The sequence below is a fragment of the Gymnodinialimonas ulvae genome (assembly GCF_037543845.1).
GTDB classification, from domain to species: domain Bacteria; phylum Pseudomonadota; class Alphaproteobacteria; order Rhodobacterales; family Rhodobacteraceae; genus Gymnodinialimonas; species Gymnodinialimonas ulvae.
Genome location: NZ_JBBIFX010000003.1, coordinates 556906 through 578481 on the forward strand (window position 1 = coordinate 556906; position 21576 = coordinate 578481).

The 21576-nt window shown below is 61.7% G+C and carries 24 protein-coding genes, 2 tRNA genes and 1 riboswitch; of the genes, 13 read left to right on the top strand and 13 right to left on the bottom strand.

Annotation, left to right across the window (positions count from 1 at the left end):
• Positions 1 to 12 precede the first annotated feature (12 nt).
• From V8J83_RS16805 to V8J83_RS16830, 6 genes are all read left to right on the top strand, one after another.
• Positions 13 to 729 (top strand): hypothetical protein, encoded by a 717-nt coding sequence (locus tag V8J83_RS16805; RefSeq protein ID WP_339987606.1) that lies wholly within the window; start codon positions 13 to 15, stop codon positions 727 to 729.
• On the top strand, positions 726 to 2207 hold the full coding sequence (locus V8J83_RS16810) for an AMP nucleosidase (protein ID WP_339987607.1): 1482 nt from the start codon (positions 726 to 728) through the stop codon (positions 2205 to 2207). The genes V8J83_RS16805 and V8J83_RS16810 overlap by 4 nt, the downstream gene beginning before the upstream one ends.
• A gap of 136 nt (positions 2208 to 2343) precedes the next feature.
• Positions 2344 to 2634, top strand: a complete 291-nt coding sequence (locus V8J83_RS16815) for an HU family DNA-binding protein (protein WP_339987608.1) — start codon at positions 2344 to 2346, stop codon at positions 2632 to 2634.
• Between the two features lie 98 nt (positions 2635 to 2732).
• Positions 2733 to 3602 carry a DMT family transporter gene (locus tag V8J83_RS16820; protein ID WP_339987610.1) on the top strand — a complete coding sequence of 290 codons (870 nt, stop codon included), beginning with the start codon at positions 2733 to 2735 and terminating at the stop codon, positions 3600 to 3602.
• 33 nt (positions 3603 to 3635) lie between these two features.
• Positions 3636 to 4385 (top strand): cytochrome c biogenesis CcdA family protein, encoded by a 750-nt coding sequence (locus tag V8J83_RS16825; RefSeq protein ID WP_339987611.1) that lies wholly within the window; start codon positions 3636 to 3638, stop codon positions 4383 to 4385.
• An 18-nt stretch (positions 4386 to 4403) separates the two neighbouring features.
• Positions 4404 to 4799 carry a thioredoxin family protein gene (locus V8J83_RS16830; RefSeq protein ID WP_339987612.1) on the top strand — a complete coding sequence of 132 codons (396 nt, stop codon included), beginning with the start codon at positions 4404 to 4406 and terminating at the stop codon, positions 4797 to 4799.
• On the opposite strand, the gene V8J83_RS16835 is transcribed toward V8J83_RS16830, so the two are convergent.
• Together V8J83_RS16835 and aroC are read right to left on the bottom strand one after the other, a co-directional pair.
• On the bottom strand, positions 4796 to 5347 hold the full coding sequence (locus V8J83_RS16835; protein WP_339987614.1) for a hypothetical protein: 552 nt from the start codon (positions 5345 to 5347) through the stop codon (positions 4796 to 4798). The two genes, V8J83_RS16830 and V8J83_RS16835, sit on opposite strands and share 4 nt — an antisense overlap.
• A 315-nt stretch (positions 5348 to 5662) precedes the next feature.
• Positions 5663 to 6757, bottom strand: coding sequence for a chorismate synthase (gene aroC, locus V8J83_RS16840; protein WP_339987615.1), 1095 nt, complete (start codon positions 6755 to 6757; stop codon positions 5663 to 5665).
• Positions 6758 to 6816: 59 nt separating this feature from the next.
• Positions 6817 to 6916, top strand: a riboswitch (TPP riboswitch).
• 38 nt (positions 6917 to 6954) lie between these two features.
• On the opposite strand from aroC, the gene thiB reads away from it, so the two are divergent.
• Genes thiB through thiQ form a run of 3 tightly spaced genes read left to right on the top strand, consistent with a single transcriptional unit; the run spans position 6955 to position 10164 of the window.
• The gene (gene thiB / locus V8J83_RS16845) at positions 6955 to 7947 is read left to right on the top strand and encodes a thiamine ABC transporter substrate binding subunit (protein WP_339987616.1); all 993 of its coding nucleotides are present in this window, start codon (positions 6955 to 6957) and stop codon (positions 7945 to 7947) included.
• Positions 7923 to 9488 carry an ABC transporter permease family protein gene (locus tag V8J83_RS16850; protein WP_339987617.1) on the top strand — a complete coding sequence of 522 codons (1566 nt, stop codon included), beginning with the start codon at positions 7923 to 7925 and terminating at the stop codon, positions 9486 to 9488. Before thiB ends, V8J83_RS16850 begins: the two co-directional genes overlap by 25 nt.
• Entirely contained in the window at positions 9475 to 10164 is a 690-nt protein-coding gene (gene thiQ, locus V8J83_RS16855; protein WP_339987618.1) for a thiamine ABC transporter ATP-binding protein, read from the top strand. Before V8J83_RS16850 ends, thiQ begins: the two co-directional genes overlap by 14 nt.
• 162 nt (positions 10165 to 10326) lie before the next feature.
• Here thiQ and V8J83_RS16860 read toward each other — a convergent pair whose 3' ends face one another.
• From V8J83_RS16860 to dapF, 9 genes are all read right to left on the bottom strand, one after another.
• Positions 10327 to 11139, bottom strand: a complete 813-nt coding sequence (locus V8J83_RS16860) for a cytochrome c1 (RefSeq protein WP_339987619.1) — start codon at positions 11137 to 11139, stop codon at positions 10327 to 10329.
• 14 nt (positions 11140 to 11153) lie between these two features.
• Entirely contained in the window at positions 11154 to 12509 is a 1356-nt protein-coding gene (locus V8J83_RS16865; protein ID WP_339987620.1) for a cytochrome b, read from the bottom strand.
• A 14-nt stretch (positions 12510 to 12523) separates the two neighbouring features.
• Positions 12524 to 13099, bottom strand: a complete 576-nt coding sequence (gene petA, locus V8J83_RS16870) for a ubiquinol-cytochrome c reductase iron-sulfur subunit (protein ID WP_339987621.1) — start codon at positions 13097 to 13099, stop codon at positions 12524 to 12526.
• A gap of 287 nt (positions 13100 to 13386) precedes the next feature.
• A complete protein-coding gene (locus tag V8J83_RS16875) occupies positions 13387 to 13812 on the bottom strand; it encodes a GNAT family N-acetyltransferase (protein WP_339987622.1) in 426 nt (141 codons plus the stop codon).
• On the bottom strand, positions 13809 to 14408 hold the full coding sequence (locus V8J83_RS16880; RefSeq protein WP_339987697.1) for a glutathione S-transferase family protein: 600 nt from the start codon (positions 14406 to 14408) through the stop codon (positions 13809 to 13811). The genes V8J83_RS16875 and V8J83_RS16880 overlap by 4 nt, the downstream gene beginning before the upstream one ends.
• Positions 14408 to 14689 carry a hypothetical protein gene (locus tag V8J83_RS16885; RefSeq protein WP_339987623.1) on the bottom strand — a complete coding sequence of 94 codons (282 nt, stop codon included), beginning with the start codon at positions 14687 to 14689 and terminating at the stop codon, positions 14408 to 14410. The genes V8J83_RS16880 and V8J83_RS16885 overlap by 1 nt, the downstream gene beginning before the upstream one ends.
• A 30-nt stretch (positions 14690 to 14719) precedes the next feature.
• Complete coding sequence (locus tag V8J83_RS16890; protein WP_339987624.1) at positions 14720 to 15382, bottom strand: FMN-binding negative transcriptional regulator; 663 nt, start codon at positions 15380 to 15382, stop codon at positions 14720 to 14722.
• A 14-nt stretch (positions 15383 to 15396) separates the two neighbouring features.
• Positions 15397 to 16668, bottom strand: coding sequence for a tRNA (N(6)-L-threonylcarbamoyladenosine(37)-C(2))-methylthiotransferase MtaB (gene mtaB / locus V8J83_RS16895; protein ID WP_339987625.1), 1272 nt, complete (start codon positions 16666 to 16668; stop codon positions 15397 to 15399).
• Positions 16665 to 17504, bottom strand: a complete 840-nt coding sequence (gene dapF / locus V8J83_RS16900) for a diaminopimelate epimerase (protein WP_339987626.1) — start codon at positions 17502 to 17504, stop codon at positions 16665 to 16667. Before dapF ends, mtaB begins: the two co-directional genes overlap by 4 nt.
• A gap of 108 nt (positions 17505 to 17612) precedes the next feature.
• Between dapF and V8J83_RS16905 the strand changes: the two genes are divergently transcribed.
• A tRNA-Lys gene (locus tag V8J83_RS16905) sits at positions 17613 to 17688 on the top strand.
• 23 nt (positions 17689 to 17711) lie between these two features.
• Here V8J83_RS16905 and V8J83_RS16910 read toward each other — a convergent pair.
• Positions 17712 to 17981: a glutaredoxin family protein gene (locus V8J83_RS16910; RefSeq protein ID WP_339987628.1), complete on the bottom strand. Its 270-nt coding sequence runs from the start codon at positions 17979 to 17981 to the stop codon at positions 17712 to 17714.
• Between the two features lie 167 nt (positions 17982 to 18148).
• On the opposite strand from V8J83_RS16910, the gene V8J83_RS16915 reads away from it, so the two are divergent.
• Both V8J83_RS16915 and V8J83_RS16920 read left to right on the top strand, forming a co-directional pair.
• Positions 18149 to 19561: an L-serine ammonia-lyase gene (locus V8J83_RS16915; RefSeq protein ID WP_339987629.1), complete on the top strand. Its 1413-nt coding sequence runs from the start codon at positions 18149 to 18151 to the stop codon at positions 19559 to 19561.
• Positions 19562 to 19679: 118 nt separating this feature from the next.
• Positions 19680 to 20042: a hypothetical protein gene (locus V8J83_RS16920; protein WP_339987630.1), complete on the top strand. Its 363-nt coding sequence runs from the start codon at positions 19680 to 19682 to the stop codon at positions 20040 to 20042.
• 54 nt (positions 20043 to 20096) lie between these two features.
• On the opposite strand, the gene V8J83_RS16925 is transcribed toward V8J83_RS16920, so the two are convergent.
• Positions 20097 to 21083 carry a LacI family DNA-binding transcriptional regulator gene (locus tag V8J83_RS16925; protein WP_339987632.1) on the bottom strand — a complete coding sequence of 329 codons (987 nt, stop codon included), beginning with the start codon at positions 21081 to 21083 and terminating at the stop codon, positions 20097 to 20099.
• A 141-nt stretch (positions 21084 to 21224) separates the two neighbouring features.
• Between V8J83_RS16925 and V8J83_RS16930 the strand changes: the two genes are divergently transcribed.
• Positions 21225 to 21301 (top strand) — tRNA-Arg (locus V8J83_RS16930).
• Positions 21302 to 21576: the final 275 nt, after the last annotated feature.

Consider the following 21576-nt stretch of genomic DNA (forward strand, 5'->3'; position numbering starts at 1 on the left):
TTACCCGAAGGCATGACCTTGCCAGAACCCTTCACGCAAACGTTCGACTGGCTGGAAGCACAAGGCTGGGGCGGGATATTCACCCGCCTCGATCAAGAAGCTTTCTCGTCTCGGTATCTGTCAATCTATCCGCCAGATGTCCGCGATGAATATGGCGCCAGCTTCGTTCTGTTCCGCTTCGAAGCTGGCCCGCCTCTCCATGATCCGCCGCCCCAGGCGATCGCCCGGATCACAACCATCGCAAAGATCGCAGGCGACGGTGGAACGCTGTCCTTCTGGCTCGACGACGACGGCAAGCAATGGATCACCGTTTTCAACCACGGCATCCCCCATGTGCTGACCGATGACCCAATCGTCGCGCTGCAATTTCTGGCCATCGGCTATTCGGAACCCGGTGCGTTGACCGACCCCAACGTTACGCCACTGGAGGCCCAGTACGGCGATCCGATCACCGTCCCCAAAGCATTTCAGGACTTCATCTCGGCGACCTTTGGCGTCTCGATTCCGGCGCGCGCTTCGGATCTGGGCATCGTAATCCCGCCGGAAAGCGCGCCTGATCCGCTGCGTGCCTGGCTGGACGAGGTCATGCCCGAACCCGAGATCGGGGCCATTCCCGGCATGACGGCCGAAAACCCCTATATTGTCACTCCGGAACTCCGCGAAATTCTGGGCGATGCGGGCGTCGCCGCGCTGCGCCGGGTCTATGAATTTGTGATCGAGGAAGAATGAACCAGAACACATCAAGAGTCCGCTCCCCCAATCAGGGCGAGCCACGCAGCTTCACAGATGCCGAGGCTGCCGTCGCATATTTGCAGAAATTGTACACGGAAGCCGCGGCGTTTTTGTGCGATCATTTCTCGTCCACACTGACCGAGGGCGCGCCGGAGGCCACGCGGTATCGGGCCTACTACCCCGAGGTCCGCATCCGTACGACCAGCTTCGCCGGCGTCGACAGCCGGTTGAGCTTTGGCCATGTGTCGGAGCCCGGCATTTATGCAGCCACAATCTCGCGTCCGGATCTGTTTGAGAATTACCTTATCCAGCAGATTGGCCTTCTGCTGAAAAACCACGGTGTGCCGGTCAGTGTCGGCCCTTCGATGACACAGATGCCGGTACATTTTGCTGTCGCCAACGACAGCGCCATCACCGTCCCGCAGGAAGGCGCGGGAGAGTTCACACTGCGTGATGTATTCGATGTTCCCGATCTGGCGACTACGAATGATGATATCGTCAACGGGACCGGCTTCACCTACGAGGACGGCGCACATCCGTTAGGGCCGTTCACGGCACAGCGCGTCGACTATTCGCTGGCGCGCCTGTCGCACTACACGGCCACGGACCCCAGCCATTTCCAGAACCACGTTCTGTTCACCAACTACCAGTTCTATGTCGACGAGTTCGAGGCCTATGCCCGCGCCCAATTGGCGGACCCGAACAGCGGCTATACCGGGTTTGTGGCGACGGGGAATATCGAGATCACCGATCCCGACACCCCGATCCAGCAACCGGCAAAGATGCCGCAGATGCCCACCTATCACCTCAAACGTGCCGATGGTGGCGGGATCACGCTGGTGAATATCGGGGTGGGGCCGTCGAATGCAAAAACGGCCACGGACCACATCGCCGTGCTGCGTCCGCATGCGTGGCTGATGGTTGGACATTGCGCAGGGCTGCGCAATTCGCAGCAACTTGGCGACTTCGTGCTCGCCCATGCCTACCTGCGCGAAGACAAGGTTCTGGACGATGATCTGCCGCTTTGGGTCCCGGTCCCGGCGCTGGCGGAAATCCAGGTCGCGCTGGAGACCGCAGTGGCTGTCGTGACGCAGCTTGAAGGCTATGAATTAAAGCGGATCATGCGCACCGGCACGGTGGCCAGCTTCGACAATCGCAACTGGGAACTGCGGGACCAGACCGGCCCGGTACAACGGTTGAGCCAGTCGCGTGCCGTCGCCCTTGATATGGAAAGTGCCACGATTGCGGCCAACGGGTTCCGCTTCCGTGTCCCTTACGGCACGCTATTGTGCGTGTCCGACAAGCCACTCCACGGCGAATTGAAACTGCCCGGCATGGCGTCGGATTTCTACAAAACACAGGTCGCACGGCACCTTTTGATCGGAATTCGGGCCATGGAGCACCTGCGCGAGATGCCATTGGAGCGCCTTCATAGCCGGAAATTGCGCTCGTTCGAGGAAACCGCGTTCCTGTGAACGGACAAAAAACGCCGATGGCCCCTATATTTCTGCCCAAAACGCACACGAAGCGTTGTGTGGCACCACAATATTCGGTTAGCTTCCCGCCAACCGGCCCAAGGGCTCGGGGGATAGACAGCAGGAGAACAAACACATGGCAACCAAACCCATGACCAAAACGCAACTCGTCGCCGCACTGGCCGACGAGATGGGCGCAGACAAGAAAGCCGCAGGCGCAGCGCTTGACGCCGTGACCGCGATTGTCACCAAGGAAGTCGCCGCCGGCGGCGCCGTGACTCTTCCCGGGATCGGCAAAGTCTACTGCCGCGAGCGCCCTGAGCGCATGGTTCGCAACCCCGCCACGGGCGAGCAAATCAAGAAAGAAGCCGACAAGCAGGTCAAGATGACCATTGCCAAGGCTCTGAAGGATTCGGTGAACGGCTAAGGCCGATGACCCCCGCTGGCGGCTGATTGCCGTCGGTTGGAAGACATGAGAGGGTCGCGTCATCAGGGCGCGGCCCTTTTGCTTTGAAGGGACGAGTGATGGACGTGCGCGCGGTTCTGATGGGTCTGACCTTTGCGCTGATCTGGTCGTCGGCCTTCACCTCGGCCCGGATCATTGTCGAAGCCGCGCCGCCCTTGTTTTCCTTGTCCGCACGGTTCGCGATCTCGGGCCTGATCGGCGTCTCGATTGCATTCGCGCTGGGACAACGGTTCAACCTGACCCGCAATCAATGGCGCGCGGTCTTGATCTTCGGCTTGTGCCAGAATGCGATTTATCTTGGCCTGAACTTCGTGGCCATGCAGACGATTGAGGCGTCACTGGCTGCGATCATCGCCTCGACCATGCCGCTTCTTGTGGCGCTTGCGAATTGGACAATTTTCAAGGAACGCCTTCCGATGATGGGGGTACTCGGCATGATAGCGGGCTTTGCCGGTGTCGCGCTGATCATGGCGCAGCGTTTTGGGGGCGGGGCAGATCCGGTTGCGATCGGATTGTGCCTTGTTGCGGCGGTGGCCCTCGCGGCCGCAACACTAACGGTCAAAAGCGCGTCGAGCGACGGGGGCAATCTGTTGATGATCGTGGGGCTGCAGATGCTGGTCGGTTCGGTCGCGCTTTTGCTGCCGGCCTTGGTGATGGAGGAGTTGGTGATCGAATGGACAACGCCGTTCGTCATTGCCTTCATCTACACGACGCTGATGCCGGGCCTGGCGGCGACCTTCATCTGGTTCCTTCTGGTGGGCCGCATCGGACCCACACGGGCGGCGACGTATCACTTCCTCAATCCGGTGTTCGGGGTGGCGATCGCCTTCGTGCTTCTGTCCGAAGCCCTGAGCTGGACCGACGCCTTGGGCGTTGTGGTGATTGCCGGTGGCATTCTGGCGGTGCAGCGTGCGCGGGTTGCGGAATAGACACGACCTGCGCGCACCTCACGCGGTTTTCATGTGACACGACGTGCCCTGCGCGGCATCACCTTCCGCATGGAATTTCTTCTTGCATATGCTGCGGGTCTGCTGACCCTGATCAATCCTTGCGTTTTGCCCGTGCTGCCAATCGTTCTGGCAGGGTCCCTGCAAAGTAGCCGCTACGGCCCGCTCGCGCTGGCTGGTGGCATGGGGTTGGCGTTTGTGACCATCGGGTTCGGGATTATCGCCGCAGGCCACCTTGTGGGCCTGCGAGCCGAAACCGTCAGCACGGCCGGTGCGATCCTTATGATGGTGTTCGGCGCCGTTCTTATGGTGCCGCAGCTGTCCGCGCGGTTTGCGACGGCGACCGGCGGGTTCGCCGAACGCGCCGACGACGGGATGCGCAACATGCAGGCAGACGGCTGGCAGGGGCAATTCCTCGGCGGTCTTTTGTTGGGCGCGGTCTGGAGCCCTTGCGTCGGGCCAGTGCTTGGGTCCGCCATTTCGCTGGCCAGCCAAGGCGAGGAATTGCCGCGCGCCTTCGTAATTATGGTGTCGTTTGCGCTTGGCATTGGCTCCGTCATCCTGGCGCTGGGCTATGGCGCACGCGCAGCCTTGCAGAAACGCATGGGCACACTGCGTCGCTTCGCGGCTTCGTCGCGGCCCATTCTGGGCGTCGTCTTTTTCCTTGTCGGACTTGCGATCTACATGAGGTGGCATCTGGTGGCCGAAATCTGGCTGCTGGACCGCATGCCCATCTGGTTGCAGGACCTGTCTGTTTCCATCTGATCCCAACGGAGAATGCACATGAACCGTCGTACATTTCTGGCTGCTGCCGCGGCCCTGACCCTCGGCCCGTTCACGGCGCAGGCTAACATGATCGACTACACGCCCGGCGCGGCGGAAGAGGCGATCAATGCCGGGCAAACGGTGTTGCTCGATTTCGCGGCGGATTGGTGCTCCACCTGCCGCAGTCAGGAGCGCACGATCAACGCATTGCTCGAAGAAAACCCGGCCTATGCGGAGTCGATCACGATCTACCGCGTGGATTGGGATGATTACGGGCGCGGCGATCTGGTTTCACAACTCAACGTGCCGCGCCGGTCGACGTTGGTGATGTTCCGCGACGGGTCCGAAGTGGGCCGGATCGTCGCGGGTACACGGGAAGCTGACATTCGCGCACTGCTTGACGCGGGCCTTTAGGCGGCACCGTCTGTCGTTGCCACAACGGCAAGATTGTCGAGGGTCCAAGACGCCCCGTCATCGACCCGCGCCGTCAGGTCGAGGGTCAGCTGATCAGAGGACGGCGCGGTCATCAGCGTGACACGCAAACTGATGATTGCGGCGTCTTCCACACCCGGCAAGGCCGGCTCGGCGGGACGAGCGGCAAAGCGCGTCTGCTCAACATTGACGGCGGTCGAATGACCCTCGGCCACCGATACGTCGAGCCGGGCCTGTTCCGTACCGATATCGGCGAGGGTTAGCGACACCACCTCATTGTCGTCCAACATCACCCGCATGGCATCGGCGGCTTCCCATCCGCCATGCAGATGCACATCGAAGGTCACGCGCAGATGTTGCGTATTAACGGGCAACTGAAAGGTGCGTGAGACGGCGTCATCCGTAAATGGCCCCAAGACAGGCCCAAGACCCCCAAGGCGATCCGACGTGGCGTTTTGCGACCAAGCATTTGCGCCGAAATTGAAATCCTCGAACGCCAGTAGATTGTCAGTCGCACCGAGCGTTTGCAAACCGCCCTGTTGGCGAAATGTCTGCGGTTCAGAGGTTATGCGAATGAACGCACCAAGACAAAAAAGAACAACAACTACGGCGACTGCAAGCAGCATCCAGTCAATTGAGATCAACGCGCCACGTGCGCGCCCTGGGAAAGCGTTCTGCCCCATGAAACATCCAATACTAAGTAAACACAGACACCTTGTCATTTCGCCGTAATGTGTCGGAAAAAAGGCATCAATCGGACAGTTTCGCCCCATTGTTCGACAGGCGGCACAAATCTGCTGACGAATACGCAATTAGGCACGAAAAGACTAAAAGTTGACGGAACGTTAACCGATATGGCCCCGGTTAACCCCTACCTGCCCACGATGTAGTAGCAAGTGGTCCAGAAGGACGCAGGCCATCATCGCCTCTCCAACCGGGACAGCCCGAATACCGACGCAGGGGTCATGCCGCCCTTTGGTCACAATCTCGGTCGCTTCGCCCGATTTGGTAATCGTCGCGCGCGGCGTCAGGATCGACGACGTTGGCTTGACCGCAAATCGCACCACGACATCCTGCCCGGTCGAAATACCACCCAGAATCCCGCCGGAATGGTTCGAGGCGTATTCTGGCCCGTCAGGTCCCATTGTGATCTCGTCTGCATTGGCGGTCCCGGTCAGCGCGGCGGCGGCCATGCCATCCCCGATCTCGACACCTTTCACGGCATTGATGCTCATCATCGCGGCGGCAAGGTCAGTGTCGAGCTTGCCGTAGATCGGAGCGCCAATGCCTGCCGGAACACCGCTGGCACGCACTTCGATGACGGCCCCGACGCTGTCGCCGGATTTGCGCAACCCATCAAGGTAGGTGGCCCAATCCTCTGCGGCGTCCGCATCGGGCGCCCAAAAGGGATTGTTCTCCACCTCGGCCAGATCAATGCCCGACACGCGACGATCGCCCATCTGCACCATGTAGCCGGTGATCTTCATCCCCGGGACCATCTCGGCCAATGCCGCGCGCGCCACCCCACCGGCGGCGACACGGGCTGCGGTTTCGCGTGCCGAGGAGCGCCCGCCACCGCGATAATCGCGGATGCCGTATTTCTGCCAATAGGTGATATCGGCATGGCCCGGGCGGAATTTTTCGACGATATCACCGTAATCCTTCGACCGTTGGTCCGTATTGCGGATCATCAACTGGATCGGCGTGCCAGTGCTTTGGCCTTCGAACACGCCCGACAGGATTTCGACCGCATCCGCTTCGCGACGCTGCGTGGTGTATTTGCTCTGTCCCGGTTTGCGGCGATCGAGCCAATGCTGGATCGCCTCAGATTCGATCGGCACGCCGGGCGGGCAGCCATCGACAGTCGCGCCAAGGGCAGGACCGTGGCTTTCGCCCCAGGTGGTGACGCGGAAAAGGTGGCCGTAGGAATTCATACTCATGCCGAATGGGTTAGCCTTGCCGAGCGCGATGGACAACCCCGCAGCGATGCCCTACCTCTTGTGATACCTCGGGGTGCCACCTTGGCTGAGATGCAACACGCGAACCCGTTGAACCTGAACCGGTTAGAACCGGCGGAGGGAAGGGTTAAGGCGCCGCCTCACTTCACTTCGCCCACAGTTATTGGAGGAGTGAGATCATGAAACTCACCACACCTATCATCGCTGCGGGATTGTCGACCATTGCAGGGGCTGCCGTCGCGCAGACCCCGGTGCTGACGGTCTACACCTACGACAGTTTTGCGTCGGACTGGGGCCCCGGCCCGCAGGTGGAAGTCGCCTTCGAAGAGGTCTGCGGCTGCGATCTGCAATTCACCGCCACCGGCGACGGGGCGGCGCTTCTGTCGCGTTTGCGGCTGGAAGGCACACGGACCGAGGCGGATATTGTTCTTGGCCTCGACACCAACCTGATTGCGGCGGCGGTTGAGGCCGGGATCGTTGCGGAACATGGGCTTTCGCCCGAGGGCCTGACCCTTCCGGTGGCATGGGATGATCCGCATTTCCTTCCGTTCGATTGGGGTTACTTCGCATTCGTTCATCGCACGGACATGGCGGATGTACCCACGAATTTCGAAGCCCTTGCCGCCTCCGACGCTTCCATCGTTATTCAAGACCCTCGATCCTCGACCCCCGGTCTTGGCCTTCTGATGTGGGTACAGAACGCCTATGGCGACCGCGCCGGAGAGATTTGGGCCGGGCTGGCCGACAACGTCGTGACCGTGACCCCGGGCTGGTCCGAGGCCTATGGTCTGTTCCTCGATGGGGAGGCCGACATGGTGCTGTCGTACACGACATCGCCGGCCTATCACCTGATCGCGGAGGAAGACCCCGGATTTGGCGCGGCCGCGTTTGAGGAAGGGCATTACATGCAGATCGAAGTGGCCGGGGTCGTGGCCACAACCGATGTGCCGGATCTGGCAGCGCAATTCATGGAGTTCATGATTTCGCCTGCCTTTCAGGAAATCATTCCGACCACCAACTGGATGTATCCGGCGGCGCTTGCGGCGGAGGACTTGCCCGATGGGTTCGACACTCTGACGCAGCCCGAACAGGCGTTGATCTTCGATGCCGATGAGGCGGCAGCCGTGCGGGAGGATGCGCTGGCCACATGGCAAGACGCACTCAGCCAGTAACAGCCCTTCAGGCGACCGGCGGGCTCCTGGCCCTGCTGGTCGTGCTGACAATCCTTGGGCCGCTGGTGGCGGTGATCTGGCGGGCCGATGGCCTGTCGGACCTGCGCGGGGCCGATTGGGCCGCAATCCGGTTCACGTTGATCCAAGCGGCATTGTCGGCGGTGGTCTCGTGTCTGGCCGCAATCCCCGTGGCGCGCGCGTTGGCACGGCGGCGGTTCAGGGGGCGGTCGTTGTTCATCGCCCTTCTCGGCGCACCCTTTATCTTGCCGGTGATCGTGGCGGTTATGGGCCTTTTGGCGATTTTCGGGCGGTCAGGCTGGATCAACGCCGCGCTTGCAGGGGTCGGGGCGGGCACGATCGAGATTTACGGGCTGTTCGGCGTGGTGCTGGCCCATGTCTTCCTGAACCTGCCATTGGCCACGCGACTGTTGTTACAAGGATGGCTGGCAATCCCGTCCGAACGGATCCGGCTGGCGCGCTCGTTGAGTTTCACGGGCGCGGATATGCGGCGGCACTTTGAACGCCCCCTGCTGGCCGCGACCCTGCCGGGCGCGATGTTGGTGATTTTCCTGATCTGCACGACGAGCTTCGCGGTGGCTCTGATCCTTGGCGGTGGGCCGTCGGCAACCACGGTGGAGCTGGCGATCTATCAGGCGTTCCGATTTGACTTTGACCTCGGGCGTGCGGCGTATCTGGGATTGATCCAGGTCGCGATTTGCGTAGCGGCGGGCCTTTTGGCGTGGCGCTTTGCAAAGGCGGCGCAGTTTGGGGGCGGGTTAGACCGACCCGCGATGCGGTGGCCGGACGACTGCGCGTTATCGCGGGGCGTTGATGGGACGGTTTTGCTCGGCGCCGGCCTGTTCCTTTTGCTGCCGCTGCTGGCGGTCGCCGCTCAGGGGATCGGCGCGATCACGGGACTGCCCGCCTCCACATGGGAGGCGGCGATACGGTCGGTTCTATTGGCGCTAGCCTCGACCGCATTGGCGGTGAGCCTTGCCCTGCCAATCGCACTGCTGATTGCCGGTCATGCAGCGCGGGCGGGGTTGGAAGGCGTTGGCCTTTTGTCCATCGCTGTGTCGCCGCTGGTTGTGGGCACGGGCCTGTTCATCCTGATCTTTCCGGTCGCGGATCCGGTGGCACTTTCGTTGCCGATCACCGGGCTGGTGAATGCCTTGGTGGCGCTGCCGTTCCTGCTCCGCGCGTTAATCCCGGCTGCTGCATCGGCCGAGGCCACGCAGGGTCGCCTGGCAGACGCTTTGGGGATGCAGGGCACGGCCCGGTTGCGTCACGCGATCCTGCCGCGCTTGCGCCGCCCGTTGGGGTTCGGCGCGGGGCTGGCAGCCGCGTTCTCGATGGGGGATCTTGGCGTGATCGCCTTGTTCTCGGCCCCGGGCCAAGAGACCTTGCCGCTTGAGATGTATCGGCTGTTCGGGTCCTACCGCACCAATGATGCGCAGGGGGCGGCGGTGCTGTTGATGGGGCTGTCACTGGGCCTGTTCTGGTTGTTTGATCGTGGGGGGCGGGTGAATGCTTCGGCTTGAGGATGTGCACGTCCGACAGGGGAGCTTTGAGCTGTCTCTTAGCCTCGACATACCCAAGGGCGCACGCGTCGCGTTGATGGGGGCGTCTGGGTCGGGCAAATCGACGGTCCTGTCCGTCGTGGCGGGGTTCACCTGGCCCGACAGCGGCACGGTCTGGATCGATGGCGTGGACGTGTCGCGCGCGGCGGTGTCGAAACACCCGATTTCGATCCTGTTTCAGGACGGCAACCTGTTCCCGCATCTGACGGTGTTTCAGAACGTCGCCCTTGGGATCGAGCCGAGCCTGAAGCTCCGCGCGGACGACCAAAAACGGGTCGGCGAAGCCTTGGACAAGGTCGGTTTGCACGGGTTCGGCACCCGCAAACCCGCAGAGCTTTCAGGTGGGCAGCAAAGCCGCGTCGCGCTGGCGCGGATGTTGTTGCAGGATCGACCGCTTGTCCTTCTGGATGAGCCCTTCGCGGCCCTGGATCCGGGTCTGCGGCGCGACATGCTTGAGCTTGTTGCGCGCCTGTGTGCCGAGACGGGGCAAACGTTGATCATGGCGACCCATGACCTGCGGGATGCGGAGAGGCTTTGCGATCGGGTGCTTCTTCTGGAGGATGGCAGGGTCGCGCTGGAAGGGTCTTTGAGCGAGGCCATCGCACATCAAGCGGAGGCGTTGCGACCCTGGATGTGAGCCGTATCACGCGTGATAGGCAGGGCTAGCTCGTTGATACCAAAACAAAAAACCGTTGTATTATAAGAATAGAGACACCGGCGTTAACCAATCTGTAGCGCCAAAACGAAAAACGCGCCCCGGATTGCCGGAGCGCGTTTTCTTGTACCTATGACCGGCAGATCACTCGGCGGGTTGCGTCGCCTTCTTGGCCCGTGCCTTGACCGGCGCCCAGAGACGCTTGTTGGTCAGGTAGAGAAGCACCGAAAAGATGCCGAGGATGATCACGGCCACAAAGCCCATCTGCTTGCGCGCCATCATATGCGGCTCTGCCGCCCACATCAGGAACGCAGACACGTCTTCGGCCATCTGACTCTCGGTCGCGACCGTGCCATCGGCATATTCCACCGCACCTTCCCACAGGGGGGGCGCCATGGAGATCAGGCCACCGGACATCGTCGTATTCTCGTAGAGGATGGTGCCGAACTGCTCGACCTCTTCGCCGGTGTAATGGGTCAGGAGCGAGTAGATATACTCTGGCCCACCCAGACCGTAGAGCAGCGGATAGATCGCCGTGCCCCGCGGGCCGGAGAAGCCGGTGCGCGCCTTGGCCATCAAGCTCAGGTCCGGTGCACCGACGCCGTCATTGGCTGGGAAGTTGTCGTTCGGAATGGCCGGGCGCCAATCCTGCAGATCCTCGTCATACACCTCGATGAAGTTCTGATCGATGTAGGCCAGAACCTCTTCTTCGGTCCAACCGACGCCACCTTCGTCCGCAAGCGACCGCAGGGGCACGTATTGAAGACCGTGACAGCCCGCACAAACCTCGGTGTAAACCTGAAGGCCGCGCTGCAACTGATCCTGATCGAAGGTACCAAACGGACCCTGGAACGAGAACGGCACGTTGGTGATGTCACCTGCGCCACCTGCTGCAATTGCACCTCCGGTGGAGAGGGCCAGCGCCGTGGTGGCGCTGATTGCTAGTTTTCTGAACATTGTCAGCTCCTCTCTCATTCTGCCGGTGTCGGCGCAGCCGCCGTGCCGGACCCGGGCGTGCCCGTGTTATCGGCCTTGTGGCTGTTGAAGTCGTCTTCAATGGTGTCGGGCTGCGGCAGCGGCTTCTCGATGACGCCAAGCAGCGGCAAGATCACCAGGAAGTACGCGAACCAATATGCGGCACCGATCAGCGAGATGTAGGGATAGATCCCTTCCGCCGGACGCGCACCAACCCAGGTCAGCACGATGAAATTCACCACGAAGATCCAGAACCACCACTTGAACATCGGGCGGTAGCGACCGGACCGGACGCTGGACGTGTCCAGCCACGGGGCCAGCGCCATCACGACGATCGCACCGAACATCGCAACCACCCCGAAGAAGGCCGCATCGACGATACCACCTGTCAGGAAGTTGGCCGCGATGACCACCCAAACCTCGTTATCGAAGGCGCGCAGGATCGCGTAGAACGGCAGGAAGTACCATTCGGGCACGATGTGTGCAGGCGTCGCAAGCGGGTTCGCTTCGATGTAGTTATCCGGGTGGCCGAGGTAGTTCGGCATGAAGCCCACGATGGCGAAGAAGATCACCAGAATGACCGCAAGCGCAAATAGGTCCTTGATCACGAAGTAGGGCCAGAACGGCAGCGTGTCCGCCTCGGCTTCTTTCTTCGAGGTGCGGCGCACTTCGACACCGGTCGGGTTGTTGTTGCCCGTGGTGTGGAAGGCCCAGATGTGCACGATCACAAGACCCAGGATCAGGAAGGGCAGCAGATAGTGCAGCGACAGGAAGCGGTTCAGCGTGGCGTTGTCCACGGCAGGTCCGCCCAGAAGCCAGGTCTGGATCGATTCACCGATGAACGGGATCGCGCCGAACAGGCCGGTGATCACGGTCGCGCCCCAGAAGGACATCTGACCCCAGGGCAGAACGTAGCCCATGAACGCCGTGCCCATCATCAGGACATAGATCAGCATACCGATGATCCACGTCACCTCACGCGGGGCCTTGTAAGAGCCGTAGTAGAGGCCGCGGAAGATGTGCAGATAGACTGCGATAAAGAACAGGGATGCGCCGTTTTGGTGGATGTAGCGGATCGCCCACCCCCCGTTCACGTTGCGCATGATGTGCTCGACCGAGGCAAACGCCATGTCGACATGCGGCGTGTAGTGCATCACCAGAAGGACGCCGGTGATGATCTGCATCACCAGGCAGAAAACGAGCACGATACCGAAGATCCACATCCAGTTGAGATTCTTGGGCGTCGGGATCATCAACGTGTCATACATCAAACCCACGATCGGTAGGCGGCTGTGCAGCCACTTTTCGCCACGCGAGTTCGGTTCATAATGGTCGTGGGGAATACCACCCATGTGTCGTTCCTCCGTTAACCGAGCAAAATGGTTGTGTCGTCAAGAAACTCTGCCGGTGGGATCGGCAGGTTCCGGGGTGCGGGGCCGCGGCGGATGCGGCCGGCCGCGTCGTAGTGCGAGCCGTGACAGGGACAGAACCAGCCGCCGAAATCACCGGCGCCATCGCCCAACGGCACGCAACCAAGGTGCGTACACACACCTTGCATCACAAGCCATTCGCCGGTGTCATCCACGCCCGGCGGTGTAATGGTCCGGTTCTCGTCGGCGGCATCGGCACCTTCGGCGTTTTCATTGCGCGACTCCGGGTCCGGCAGCTCCGACACCTCGACGGCGCGGGCCGACTCGATCTCTTCGGCGGTACGGCGACGAATGAAGATGGGCTTGCCCAGGAACAAAACCGTCAGCTGCGTCCCTTCGGAGACGCCCGATACGTCGACGCGCATCTGGCTGGCCGCGCGGGTGTCGGCGGACGGGTTCATGGAATTCACAAGCGGCCAAGCGGCCGCACCTGCCACAACAGCGCCGAAACCGGCGGTGCCGTAGTACAGAAAGTCCCGGCGATCGCCGGAAGGATCCTCTGCGTGTGACACGAGCTCTCCTGTTCTCTCTATCGGGGTCGGACGTCTCCGGACCCGGGGGAAACTGCAAACAGGGCCTCAGACTCTGTCCGGTGCCCAACCTGCCGTGCTGTTACTGGGTGACGTTATAGGCGTCCAGCGGACAAACGCGCGCACAGGGGCGGAAATGTCGCAGAATCCCGCTCAGTTGACCCATGGCGCGACTCTGTCGCAGCGCGGCAACGCCTTGGGTTGAATTGAGCGGCCATTCGGGAGCGTCGGATTGATCCTTATGGTCACAGCGCGACTCGCGACAGCCGCTAGAGATCCGCGCGCATCAGGCGGTGGGGAATGCCGGATCCATCGTCGTAATCCGCCCCGGTCGCCACAAATCCCAGCCGTTCGTAGAACGCAATCGCATGGGTCTGGCTTTCCAGCTCGGCGCGGCGAAATCCCAGGGCTCGCGCATCGTCAAGAACCGCGCGCATGATCTTCGCCCCAAGCCCGGTGCCGCGGTGGGGTCGCAACACCGCGACCCGTCCGATCTTGGCGGTGTCACCGCGCGCCACGATCCGGGCGCAGCCTGCCGGGCCATCCGCACACAGGGCAAGGTAATGCAGCGCGTCGGCGTCGTATTCATCCAGATCCGGTGGATCGATGATCTCTTGCTCGATCTCGAACACGGCGTGGCGCACGTCGAAACACGCCTGACGATCCGCCTCGGTCTGCGCGCGCGCGATTTTCACGCCGGCGCGGTTGCGACCATTGAGGGGCGCGCGGAGAAGCGGGTATACCAGGAGGCCAGTGCCTCGCGCCCGGCACGCCAGTCCTCGTCGGGGAACCGGAAATCGAGATATCCCAAGGCGCAGGCGACGCTGACCTGCCCCATATCGACCGGGCCGTGCAGATGGCTCATCCATTGCCGCTCGATCGTGTCCAGCGCCCGGTTTATCTTGGCCCATTGCCCTTCGAACCACGGAGCCCAGACCTTGGATTTCGGGCGGAAGCGCTGTTCGTAGATCATGCCGACCGCCGCTTCCATGATGCCATCCCCGGTCGCTTCCAAGGTCAAGACCTCCCACAGGCGCGCAGGTGGATAAAGCCCGGCCCGGGCGTGATCGTCGAGAAAGCGACAGATCACGTTGCTGTCGTAGATTGTGGGGCCGCTTTCGCGCGTCAGCGCCGGAATTTTGCCCAATGGATTGGCGGCGTTGATCTTGTCTTCGCCACCCATCGGCGAAGCGGTGACCTCAACATAAGGAATATCGGTGATGCCCGCCTCCACCACCATAACGCGCGCCTTGCGTACGAAGGGCGACGCGCCTGACCCGAGAAGTTCCATCATGACGATCGCCTTATCCTGAGACGCGCGAGCGCCGTTGCATCAATGCGGAACCGCGGGCCGAAGCGCCCAAGCCGTGCCGTGCGCGCGGCACGGGCCGAGGCGTTGATCTGGCCAGGGGCGCGGCGCAGCTGCACACCATCGGGCACCTTATCCATCTGTGTCTCAATCGCTTGCGGGAAATCGCCGCGCGGGGCGAAGCGCGCTGCGGCAAACCCTATCGCGGCCACCGCGCCGTAGCGCAGGGCCATCGCGGCCAGGGGGGTCAGTTGAAGGGGCATCGCGTCCTCCGCATCCGGGATCAGGGTCCCCTAGATGTAGGTAAGCGGGCTGCCCTTGTCTATCGACGGCACACCTCCGGTCATCAGGGCGCTCAGCGTTTCGACCTCATGCCCGATGGGACTTTGCTTGATCTGCTCGGCCGCGCCGGCACGCGCCTCGTCACTTTTGTTCTGGTTCAGCTTGAAGGTGCCATCCACCTGCTGAACCTTGAACCGGAACGGCAAGATCTGCCGCATCATCCGTTCAAGCGTATCCTCGGACATCTTCGACGTCGCCCACATCGGCTTGGGCGCAAGCCGCCCTTCGAAATGGGCGGACAGGCGATCAAGATGTTCGCGCATGAGGCCGCCTTCCATGGGCTCCAACACACCGCGCAGGTGAACGGCCACGTAGTTCCACGTGGGCACCTGATCCGGCGTGTCGTACCAATCGGGCGAAACGTAGCCGTCGGGCCCGTTCACGATGATCACTGCAGGCGTTGGCTCCTCAAGCTCGACAACCGCGCGCGCGATGGGGTTGGATCGGACCAGATGCAGTTCCGCAACCTCGCCCGCCTCATCCAGAAAGAAAGGGATATGGCTGATCAAAGGGGCAGGGTCGGCATTCATGCAAAGCACACCAAAGCCGCGTTTGCGACACATGGCGAGGTTCATGAACGTCGGTTCCTGACGGAAGGCGGGGTTCGGATGCATCGATCACTCTCGGACTAGGCCGGTTCAACCGTACACGCCAAGAGTTGACGGTCCGTTGCTCCGGCGATCTTGGCACTGATGATCTCGCCTTCCGGCTGATCTTGACCAAAGGCAACCTCGGCGAAGTGTTCGGTGCGTCCCATCCGGGGTTTTTCAACAAGGATGTTGTGTTTCTGCCCTATCTGTTTGGACAGGTGAGCGGCAACGCGCGCCTCTCCTGCCGCACGCAGCCGCGCCGCGCGGGCCTTGATCGCACGCCCATCGACTTGCGGCATGTGGGCCGCGGGCGTTCCGGGACGTGGGCTGTAGGGGAACACATGCAACCAGGTCAGGTCGCAGTCCTCAAGCAATCGCAGGGAATTGTCGAACTGCGATTCGGTTTCGGTCGGAAACCCGGCGATGATATCGGCCCCGAACGTCATGTCAGGCCGCAGGCGTTTGGCCTCGGAGCAGAAGGCAATCGCATCGTCACGCAGATGGCGCCGCTTCATGCGCTTGAGGATCAGGTCATCGCCATGCTGAAGGCTGAGGTGGAGATGCGGCATCAGGCGCGGCTCGGTCGCGATGGCCTGCATCAGGTTTTCATCCACCTCGATCGAGTCGATGGAACTGATGCGCATCCTCGGCAGGTCCGGGACAAGCCGCAGGATCCGCATCACCAGATCACCAAGTTTCGGCTGACCCGGAAGATCAGCGCCCCATGACGTCAGATCGACGCCAGTCAACACCACCTCATTGAAGCCCCGGTCGACCAGCCGCTTGATCTGTTCGACCACCACGCCCGCCGGGACGGAGCGACTGTTCCCGCGCCCGTAGGGAATAATGCAGAAGGTGCAGCGGTGATCGCAGCCGTTCTGAACCTGCACATAGGCACGGTGGCGCCCGAACCCATCAATCAGGTGTCCGGCGGTTTCCTCGACCGACATAATGTCATCGACACGCACCTTTTCGGTCTGCCCGATGAAATCGGCAGGCAGGCTGTCCCAGGTCGCGGGCTGCATCTTTTCGGTGTTGCCAAGGACAAGGTCGACCTCGGCCATGGCTTCGAACGTCTGCGGCTCGGTCTGCGCGGCGCATCCGGTGACGATCAGGCGTGCGTCGGGATTGTCCCGCCGCAGCTTGCGGATTTCCTGCCGGGCTTTGCGCACGGCTTCGGACGTGACGGCGCAAGTGTTCACGATCACCGCATCCTGCAGGCCGGCGGCTTGCGTCATCTCGCGCATCGCTTCGGTCTCGTAGGCGTTGAGACGGCAGCCAAGCGTGTGGAACACCGGAGGGTTGCTCATGCGAGGCTGTCCAGAAAGGCAGGCGTCAGTTCACCTGAAAAGACATGGGCGGTTGGGCCGGTCATCCAAACGCCATCATCGCGCCAATCGACGTGGATTTCGCCGCCATCCAGCGTCAGACGCACGCGCCGCCCCGTCAGACCCCGGCGCGCCGCCGCCACCGCAACCGCGCAGGACGACGACCCGGACGCCAGCGTCACGCCAACCCCCCGTTCCCACACCCTCATCCGCAGGTGATCGCGCCCGATGACATGGGCGAATTGCACATTGGTGCGTTCGGGAAACAGCGGATGGTGTTCGAACTTCGCCCCCAGCGTTTCCAGATCGACCGCCTCGGCATCTTTGACGAAGAAGGTGCAATGCGGATTGCCCATTCCGGTTGCCACGGGCACGCCATCCAGCGGCAGATGCAACGTATCGCAGGCCCCCTTAAGTGGAATGCCCTGCCACGACATGACGGGCTGGCCCATGTTGACCGAGGTCAGGCCGTTGCCTTCATCCACGGCTTCCAGAATGCCACGTTCGGTGCGCAGGGTGATGCGGTGTTTGCCGGTCAGCTCCATTTCGCGCCGCGCGATGCAGCGCGTGGCATTGCCGCAGGCCCCGGCCGTGGACCCATCGGCATTCCAGAACGTCAGGTGCAGATCGGTATCTTCGCCATCCCGGATCACCGCAAGCTGATCAAAGCCGACGCCGCGATGCCGATCACCCAGCCCCTTCGCAAGCGCAGGGGTCATCGTGGCGGCATCGGTCCGGGCATCGACGATGACAAAGTCGTTGCCGAGGCCGTGCATCTTCAGAAACGGAAGGCCGAGATGTGAGTCTGTGCTGGACATGGCGGGCATATACGCGTGCGCTGCGTAACTTCAAAGGGGCGCGGCGCAGGAGCCCCGGATTTTCGCTTGACGAGTCACAGGGGGCCTCTTAGGAACGCGCCCTTGAGTGGGCCCGTAGCTCAGCTGGTAGAGCAGTTGACTTTTAATCAATTGGTCACAGGTTCGAATCCTGTCGGGCTCACCATTTTTCCCAACGTTGCCTGACCCCTAGCGCCCGAACAGGCGTTTCCGTCCGGGCTTTTGCGCCTTGAGATATGCCTTCAGGTCCGTGAAGCCGCCAATCCGTTCCCCTTCGATGAAGATCAACGGCGTCGTGGTGATGTGGTGCTTGTCCTTGAACGCGTCGGTTTCACGCCGCGTGCGCAACACATGATCTTCGATCTCGAACCCCTTGCGGCGCAGCAGGTCGCGGGCAGCGGTTCCGTACCCGCAGGTGTATTCGGGAAGATCCATACGGTGGAGAACGGCTTTGGGCATGGCGATGGGTCCTTTCAACGGAGCCACCCATATGGCGACGCAATCCGAACAAACCCAAGGCTTCGCGGTTCACTTCGCTGTGACGCACCATGGAATGCGTCGCAAATCCGATATGGCGCGTCGTACAGATCCTTTGGAATCGCACCGGTGCAGGCTAAACGCAGGGCATGTTCCTTTCGATCTTCGACATCTTCAAAATCGGCATTGGCCCCTCGTCGTCTCATACGATGGGGCCCATGACCGCAGCCGCGCGGTTTTTGGAGGACCTCCGATCCGGGCGCGAGAAGGAGCCCGGCGCGGGCACATTGGCCGGACTGGGTGCATCCCTTCATGGCTCGCTTGCATTTACCGGCAAAGGCCACGCCACCGACCGTGCCGTAATCCTTGGGTTTGCTGGTTTTGAGCCCGCAACACTGGACCCCGATCGCGCCGAAGCGCTGGAGGCGGAGATCCACACAAACGGTATCGTCACACCGCCGAACCTGCCGGCGCTGCGGTTTCGGCCTGAGACCGATCTGACGTTCGACTACGATCAAACCCTGCCTGGCCATGCCAATGGAATGATCCTGCGCGCCTATGACGAGACCGGGAACCTGTATCTTGAGGAAACCTATTATTCCATCGGGGGTGGCTTCGTGGTGACGGCTGCCGAGCTTGCAGGTCAAGGTGAAGGTCCCGACGCGCTGCATGCCGAAAAGGAACAGGCAGGCTTTCCGCATCCCTTCGGATCCGCTCAGGAAATGCTGGCCATGGGGCGGGCGACGGGCAAGAGCATCGCCCAGATGAAATGGGAAAACGAAACAGCCCTTGCGCCCCGCACCGAAGTGCAAGACCGGCTTGATGGTGTTTGGCAGGCAATGGACGATTGCATTGACCGTGGCCTGCGGATGGAGGGCGAATTGCCCGGTGGCCTCGCCGTCAAACGCAGGGCGAAGCACATCCATGAGCAATTGAAGGCCGAGGCAGGCACCAACCTTGCACAGCCCCATGTCGCCAATGATTGGCTGTCGGTCTATGCAATGGCGGTCAACGAGGAAAACGCCGCCGGTGGTCGGGTTGTGACCTCACCCACCAATGGCGCGGCGGGTGTCGTGCCTGCAGTGCTGCGCTACTACCGAGACCATTGCATCGGCGCGACCGAAAACGGCCGCCGGGCGTTTCTTATGACGGCGGCGGCGATTGGCGGGCTGATCAAGCACAATGCTTCGATCTCCGGGGCCGAGGTCGGCTGTCAGGGAGAGGTCGGAAGCGCGTCGGCCATGGCGGCGGCTGGTCTCTGTGCGGCCTTGGGCGGCACCAATGAGCAGATCGAAAATGCCGCCGAGATCGCGTTGGAACATCACCTGGGCATGACATGCGATCCGGTGGCCGGACTGGTGCAGGTGCCATGCATCGAGCGCAATGGCCTGGGGGCCATCAAGGCGGTCTCGGCCGCATCCCTCGCATTGCGCGGTGACGGCACCCATTTCATGCCACTGGACAATTGCATCGAGGCCATGCGGCAGACGGGTCTCGATATGAACACGAAGTACAAGGAAACCAGCCAGGGCGGCCTCGCCGTGAACCTGCCGCAGTGCTAGCATTGCAAAATGTCCGTTGCCGCCCCCTTTGACCCGGAGTTCGACGATCCGGTGAAGGTCTCCGATCATGTGCTTGAAGTGACCCGCGACGCCTATTGGAACCGGAATTTTCCAGCCTTTGCCGATCGGTTTTTTTCTTCCCCAAACCGTAGGCACGTTCGAGGGCGAACGACGCCTTGAGACGGAAAACGATCTTCGGCGCCTCTACGACGATGCCTGTGCATATTTTGATGCCAATGGCATCCTGGACCTGAAACGCCACACAACCTCTGCCTTGTTCCGGAGCAAATCGTGTGTGCAAGCCACGTTCGTGTCGCAACACGTCCTGCGTGGCCATGTCCTTGGCAAAGAAACCTTCGCGCATGGGACGCTGCGCCGGGTTGACGGGCTTTGGCGGATCGAGGAGAGCCACTATGCGACGGACAGTGTCGAACTGACCCTGACGCTGACCGGATCGGCGAGGCGCACGCCGGATCGGTGACCTGACAGCTCGCACTTCAGCGGCCATCGCCGGCCCGCGCCAAAGGTCAGTTCTTCAACCGTTTCGCACCGTATCGCCGGGCAGAAACTCTGGCTTTAGTTCAAACACTTCCGAGGTCAGCTCATTCGCGACCATAAGCTCAGCCGCCTTACGCCCAATCGCGTCGCGCTGGCTGTCCATCGTGGCGATGCGCATGGGAAGGCCGTCTAGCACTTCGAATGAGTTGAACCCAGCCAGGCCGATCTCACCGGGGATGTCCTTCCCCATCTCAAGACAATATAGCAGCCCGCCCGCCGCGTTCATGTCCGTGTTGTAGTAGAGAAAATCCAGATCCGGGGCCCGGTCCAAAAGCGCCTTTGTCATGCTGCGCCCGGTGCCGAAACCGGAGGTGCCGTCATAAAAGATCTCATCGGCAAGGCTGAGACCGGCCTCCGCCACGCCTTCCTTGAAGCCGCGATACCGCTTCTGCGCACGCGCATCCGCGTTGGAGCTTGACCCGAGATATCCGATCCGCCGATACCCGCGCGTTACAATCTCCTTTGCCATCGACCGGCCCGCCGCCGAATGGCTGATGCCGACAACTCCCGCGACCGGGTCGCCGTCCACATCCATGACTTCGACAACGGGAACACCCGCCGCCCGCATCATGGCACGCGCCGCTTCTGTATGTTCCAAGCCCGCAACGATCAGGCCAGAGGGCCGCCAGGACAGCATCTCGTAGATGACCCGCTCTTCCTTGGCCGCATCGTATTGCGACGTGCCGATCACAGGCTGCAGGGAGGTGTCGTCGAGCACCGCACCGATGCCGTGAAGCACATCGGGAAACACCATATTGGAGAGCGATGGGATCACGACGCCCACAAGGTTCACGCGGTTCGAGGCGAGTGCGCCGGCGATCTTGTTGGGGACGTAGCCCAGGGTGCGCGCCGCCTCGAACACGCGCTCCCGCGTGCGCTCGGAGACATCGCCCCGGTTTCGCAGAACCCGGCTGACCGTCATTTCACTGACGCCAGCCGCATCGGCCACGTCGCGCAGGGTCATCTGCGGTTTGCCATCAAATGGATTTCGTCCGCGCAAGGGATCATCCTTTGGTAGAGTGCGCCTATAGCCCTTGATACGCCCGCCCGACCAACGTTCGCAAGCGCTTGCGGGAGCGAAACAAATCGCGGACAAATGCGATGTGGCCCCGTGGCTCAACTGGATAGAGCAGCCCCCTCCTAAGGGGCAGGTTGCAGGTTCGAATCCTGCCGGGGTCGCCAAAACTGCCTGATGCCAGAAAAACCAGAAGTGCGCGCGAAAGAAACAATAAGTGCGCGCAAAACTGTGAGCATTCACCGCTAACTCTTCGGAATATATAATAGATTCAGCAGCTTATCACCGTCTCCCCAGCGTCTCGAAAAGTCGGAGACCTGCTTAATCTGCCCCGATTTGACAGATTGGCCGCGGTGATCTCTTCCTGATCCAACAGGTTCCGGAACCTTTCATCTTCCATTGCCCACCGCCTTCCGGCGCGGGGCAGCCGCGCACGCTTTGG

Bases quoted from the DNA above. Each gene is read 5' to 3' on its own strand.
- V8J83_RS16910 (WP_339987628.1), bottom strand. From the start codon at position 17,981: ATGCCCAAAGCCGTTCTCCACCGTATGGATCTTCCCGAATACACCTGC.
- V8J83_RS16810 (WP_339987607.1), top strand. From the start codon at position 726: ATGAACCAGAACACATCAAGAGTCCGCTCCCCCAATCAGGGCGAGCCA.
- V8J83_RS16830 (WP_339987612.1), top strand. From the start codon at position 4,404: ATGAACCGTCGTACATTTCTGGCTGCTGCCGCGGCCCTGACCCTCGGC.
- thiQ (WP_339987618.1), top strand. From the start codon at position 9,475: ATGCTTCGGCTTGAGGATGTGCACGTCCGACAGGGGAGCTTTGAGCTG.
- V8J83_RS16880 (WP_339987697.1), bottom strand. From the start codon at position 14,408: ATGGAACTTCTCGGGTCAGGCGCGTCGCCCTTCGTACGCAAGGCGCGC.
- aroC (WP_339987615.1), bottom strand. From the start codon at position 6,757: ATGAGTATGAATTCCTACGGCCACCTTTTCCGCGTCACCACCTGGGGC.
- thiB (WP_339987616.1), top strand. From the start codon at position 6,955: ATGAAACTCACCACACCTATCATCGCTGCGGGATTGTCGACCATTGCA.
- dapF (WP_339987626.1), bottom strand. From the start codon at position 17,504: ATGTCCAGCACAGACTCACATCTCGGCCTTCCGTTTCTGAAGATGCAC.
- V8J83_RS16865 (WP_339987620.1), bottom strand. From the start codon at position 12,509: ATGGGTGGTATTCCCCACGACCATTATGAACCGAACTCGCGTGGCGAA.
- V8J83_RS16815 (WP_339987608.1), top strand. From the start codon at position 2,344: ATGGCAACCAAACCCATGACCAAAACGCAACTCGTCGCCGCACTGGCC.
- V8J83_RS16820 (WP_339987610.1), top strand. From the start codon at position 2,733: ATGGACGTGCGCGCGGTTCTGATGGGTCTGACCTTTGCGCTGATCTGG.
- V8J83_RS16915 (WP_339987629.1), top strand. From the start codon at position 18,149: ATGTTCCTTTCGATCTTCGACATCTTCAAAATCGGCATTGGCCCCTCG.
- V8J83_RS16805 (WP_339987606.1), top strand. From the start codon at position 13: ATGACCTTGCCAGAACCCTTCACGCAAACGTTCGACTGGCTGGAAGCA.
- V8J83_RS16925 (WP_339987632.1), bottom strand. From the start codon at position 21,083: ATGACCCTGCGCGACGTGGCCGATGCGGCTGGCGTCAGTGAAATGACG.
- mtaB (WP_339987625.1), bottom strand. From the start codon at position 16,668: ATGAGCAACCCTCCGGTGTTCCACACGCTTGGCTGCCGTCTCAACGCC.
- V8J83_RS16850 (WP_339987617.1), top strand. From the start codon at position 7,923: ATGGCAAGACGCACTCAGCCAGTAACAGCCCTTCAGGCGACCGGCGGG.
- V8J83_RS16860 (WP_339987619.1), bottom strand. From the start codon at position 11,139: ATGTTCAGAAAACTAGCAATCAGCGCCACCACGGCGCTGGCCCTCTCC.
- V8J83_RS16885 (WP_339987623.1), bottom strand. From the start codon at position 14,689: ATGCCCCTTCAACTGACCCCCCTGGCCGCGATGGCCCTGCGCTACGGC.
- V8J83_RS16890 (WP_339987624.1), bottom strand. From the start codon at position 15,382: ATGCATCCGAACCCCGCCTTCCGTCAGGAACCGACGTTCATGAACCTC.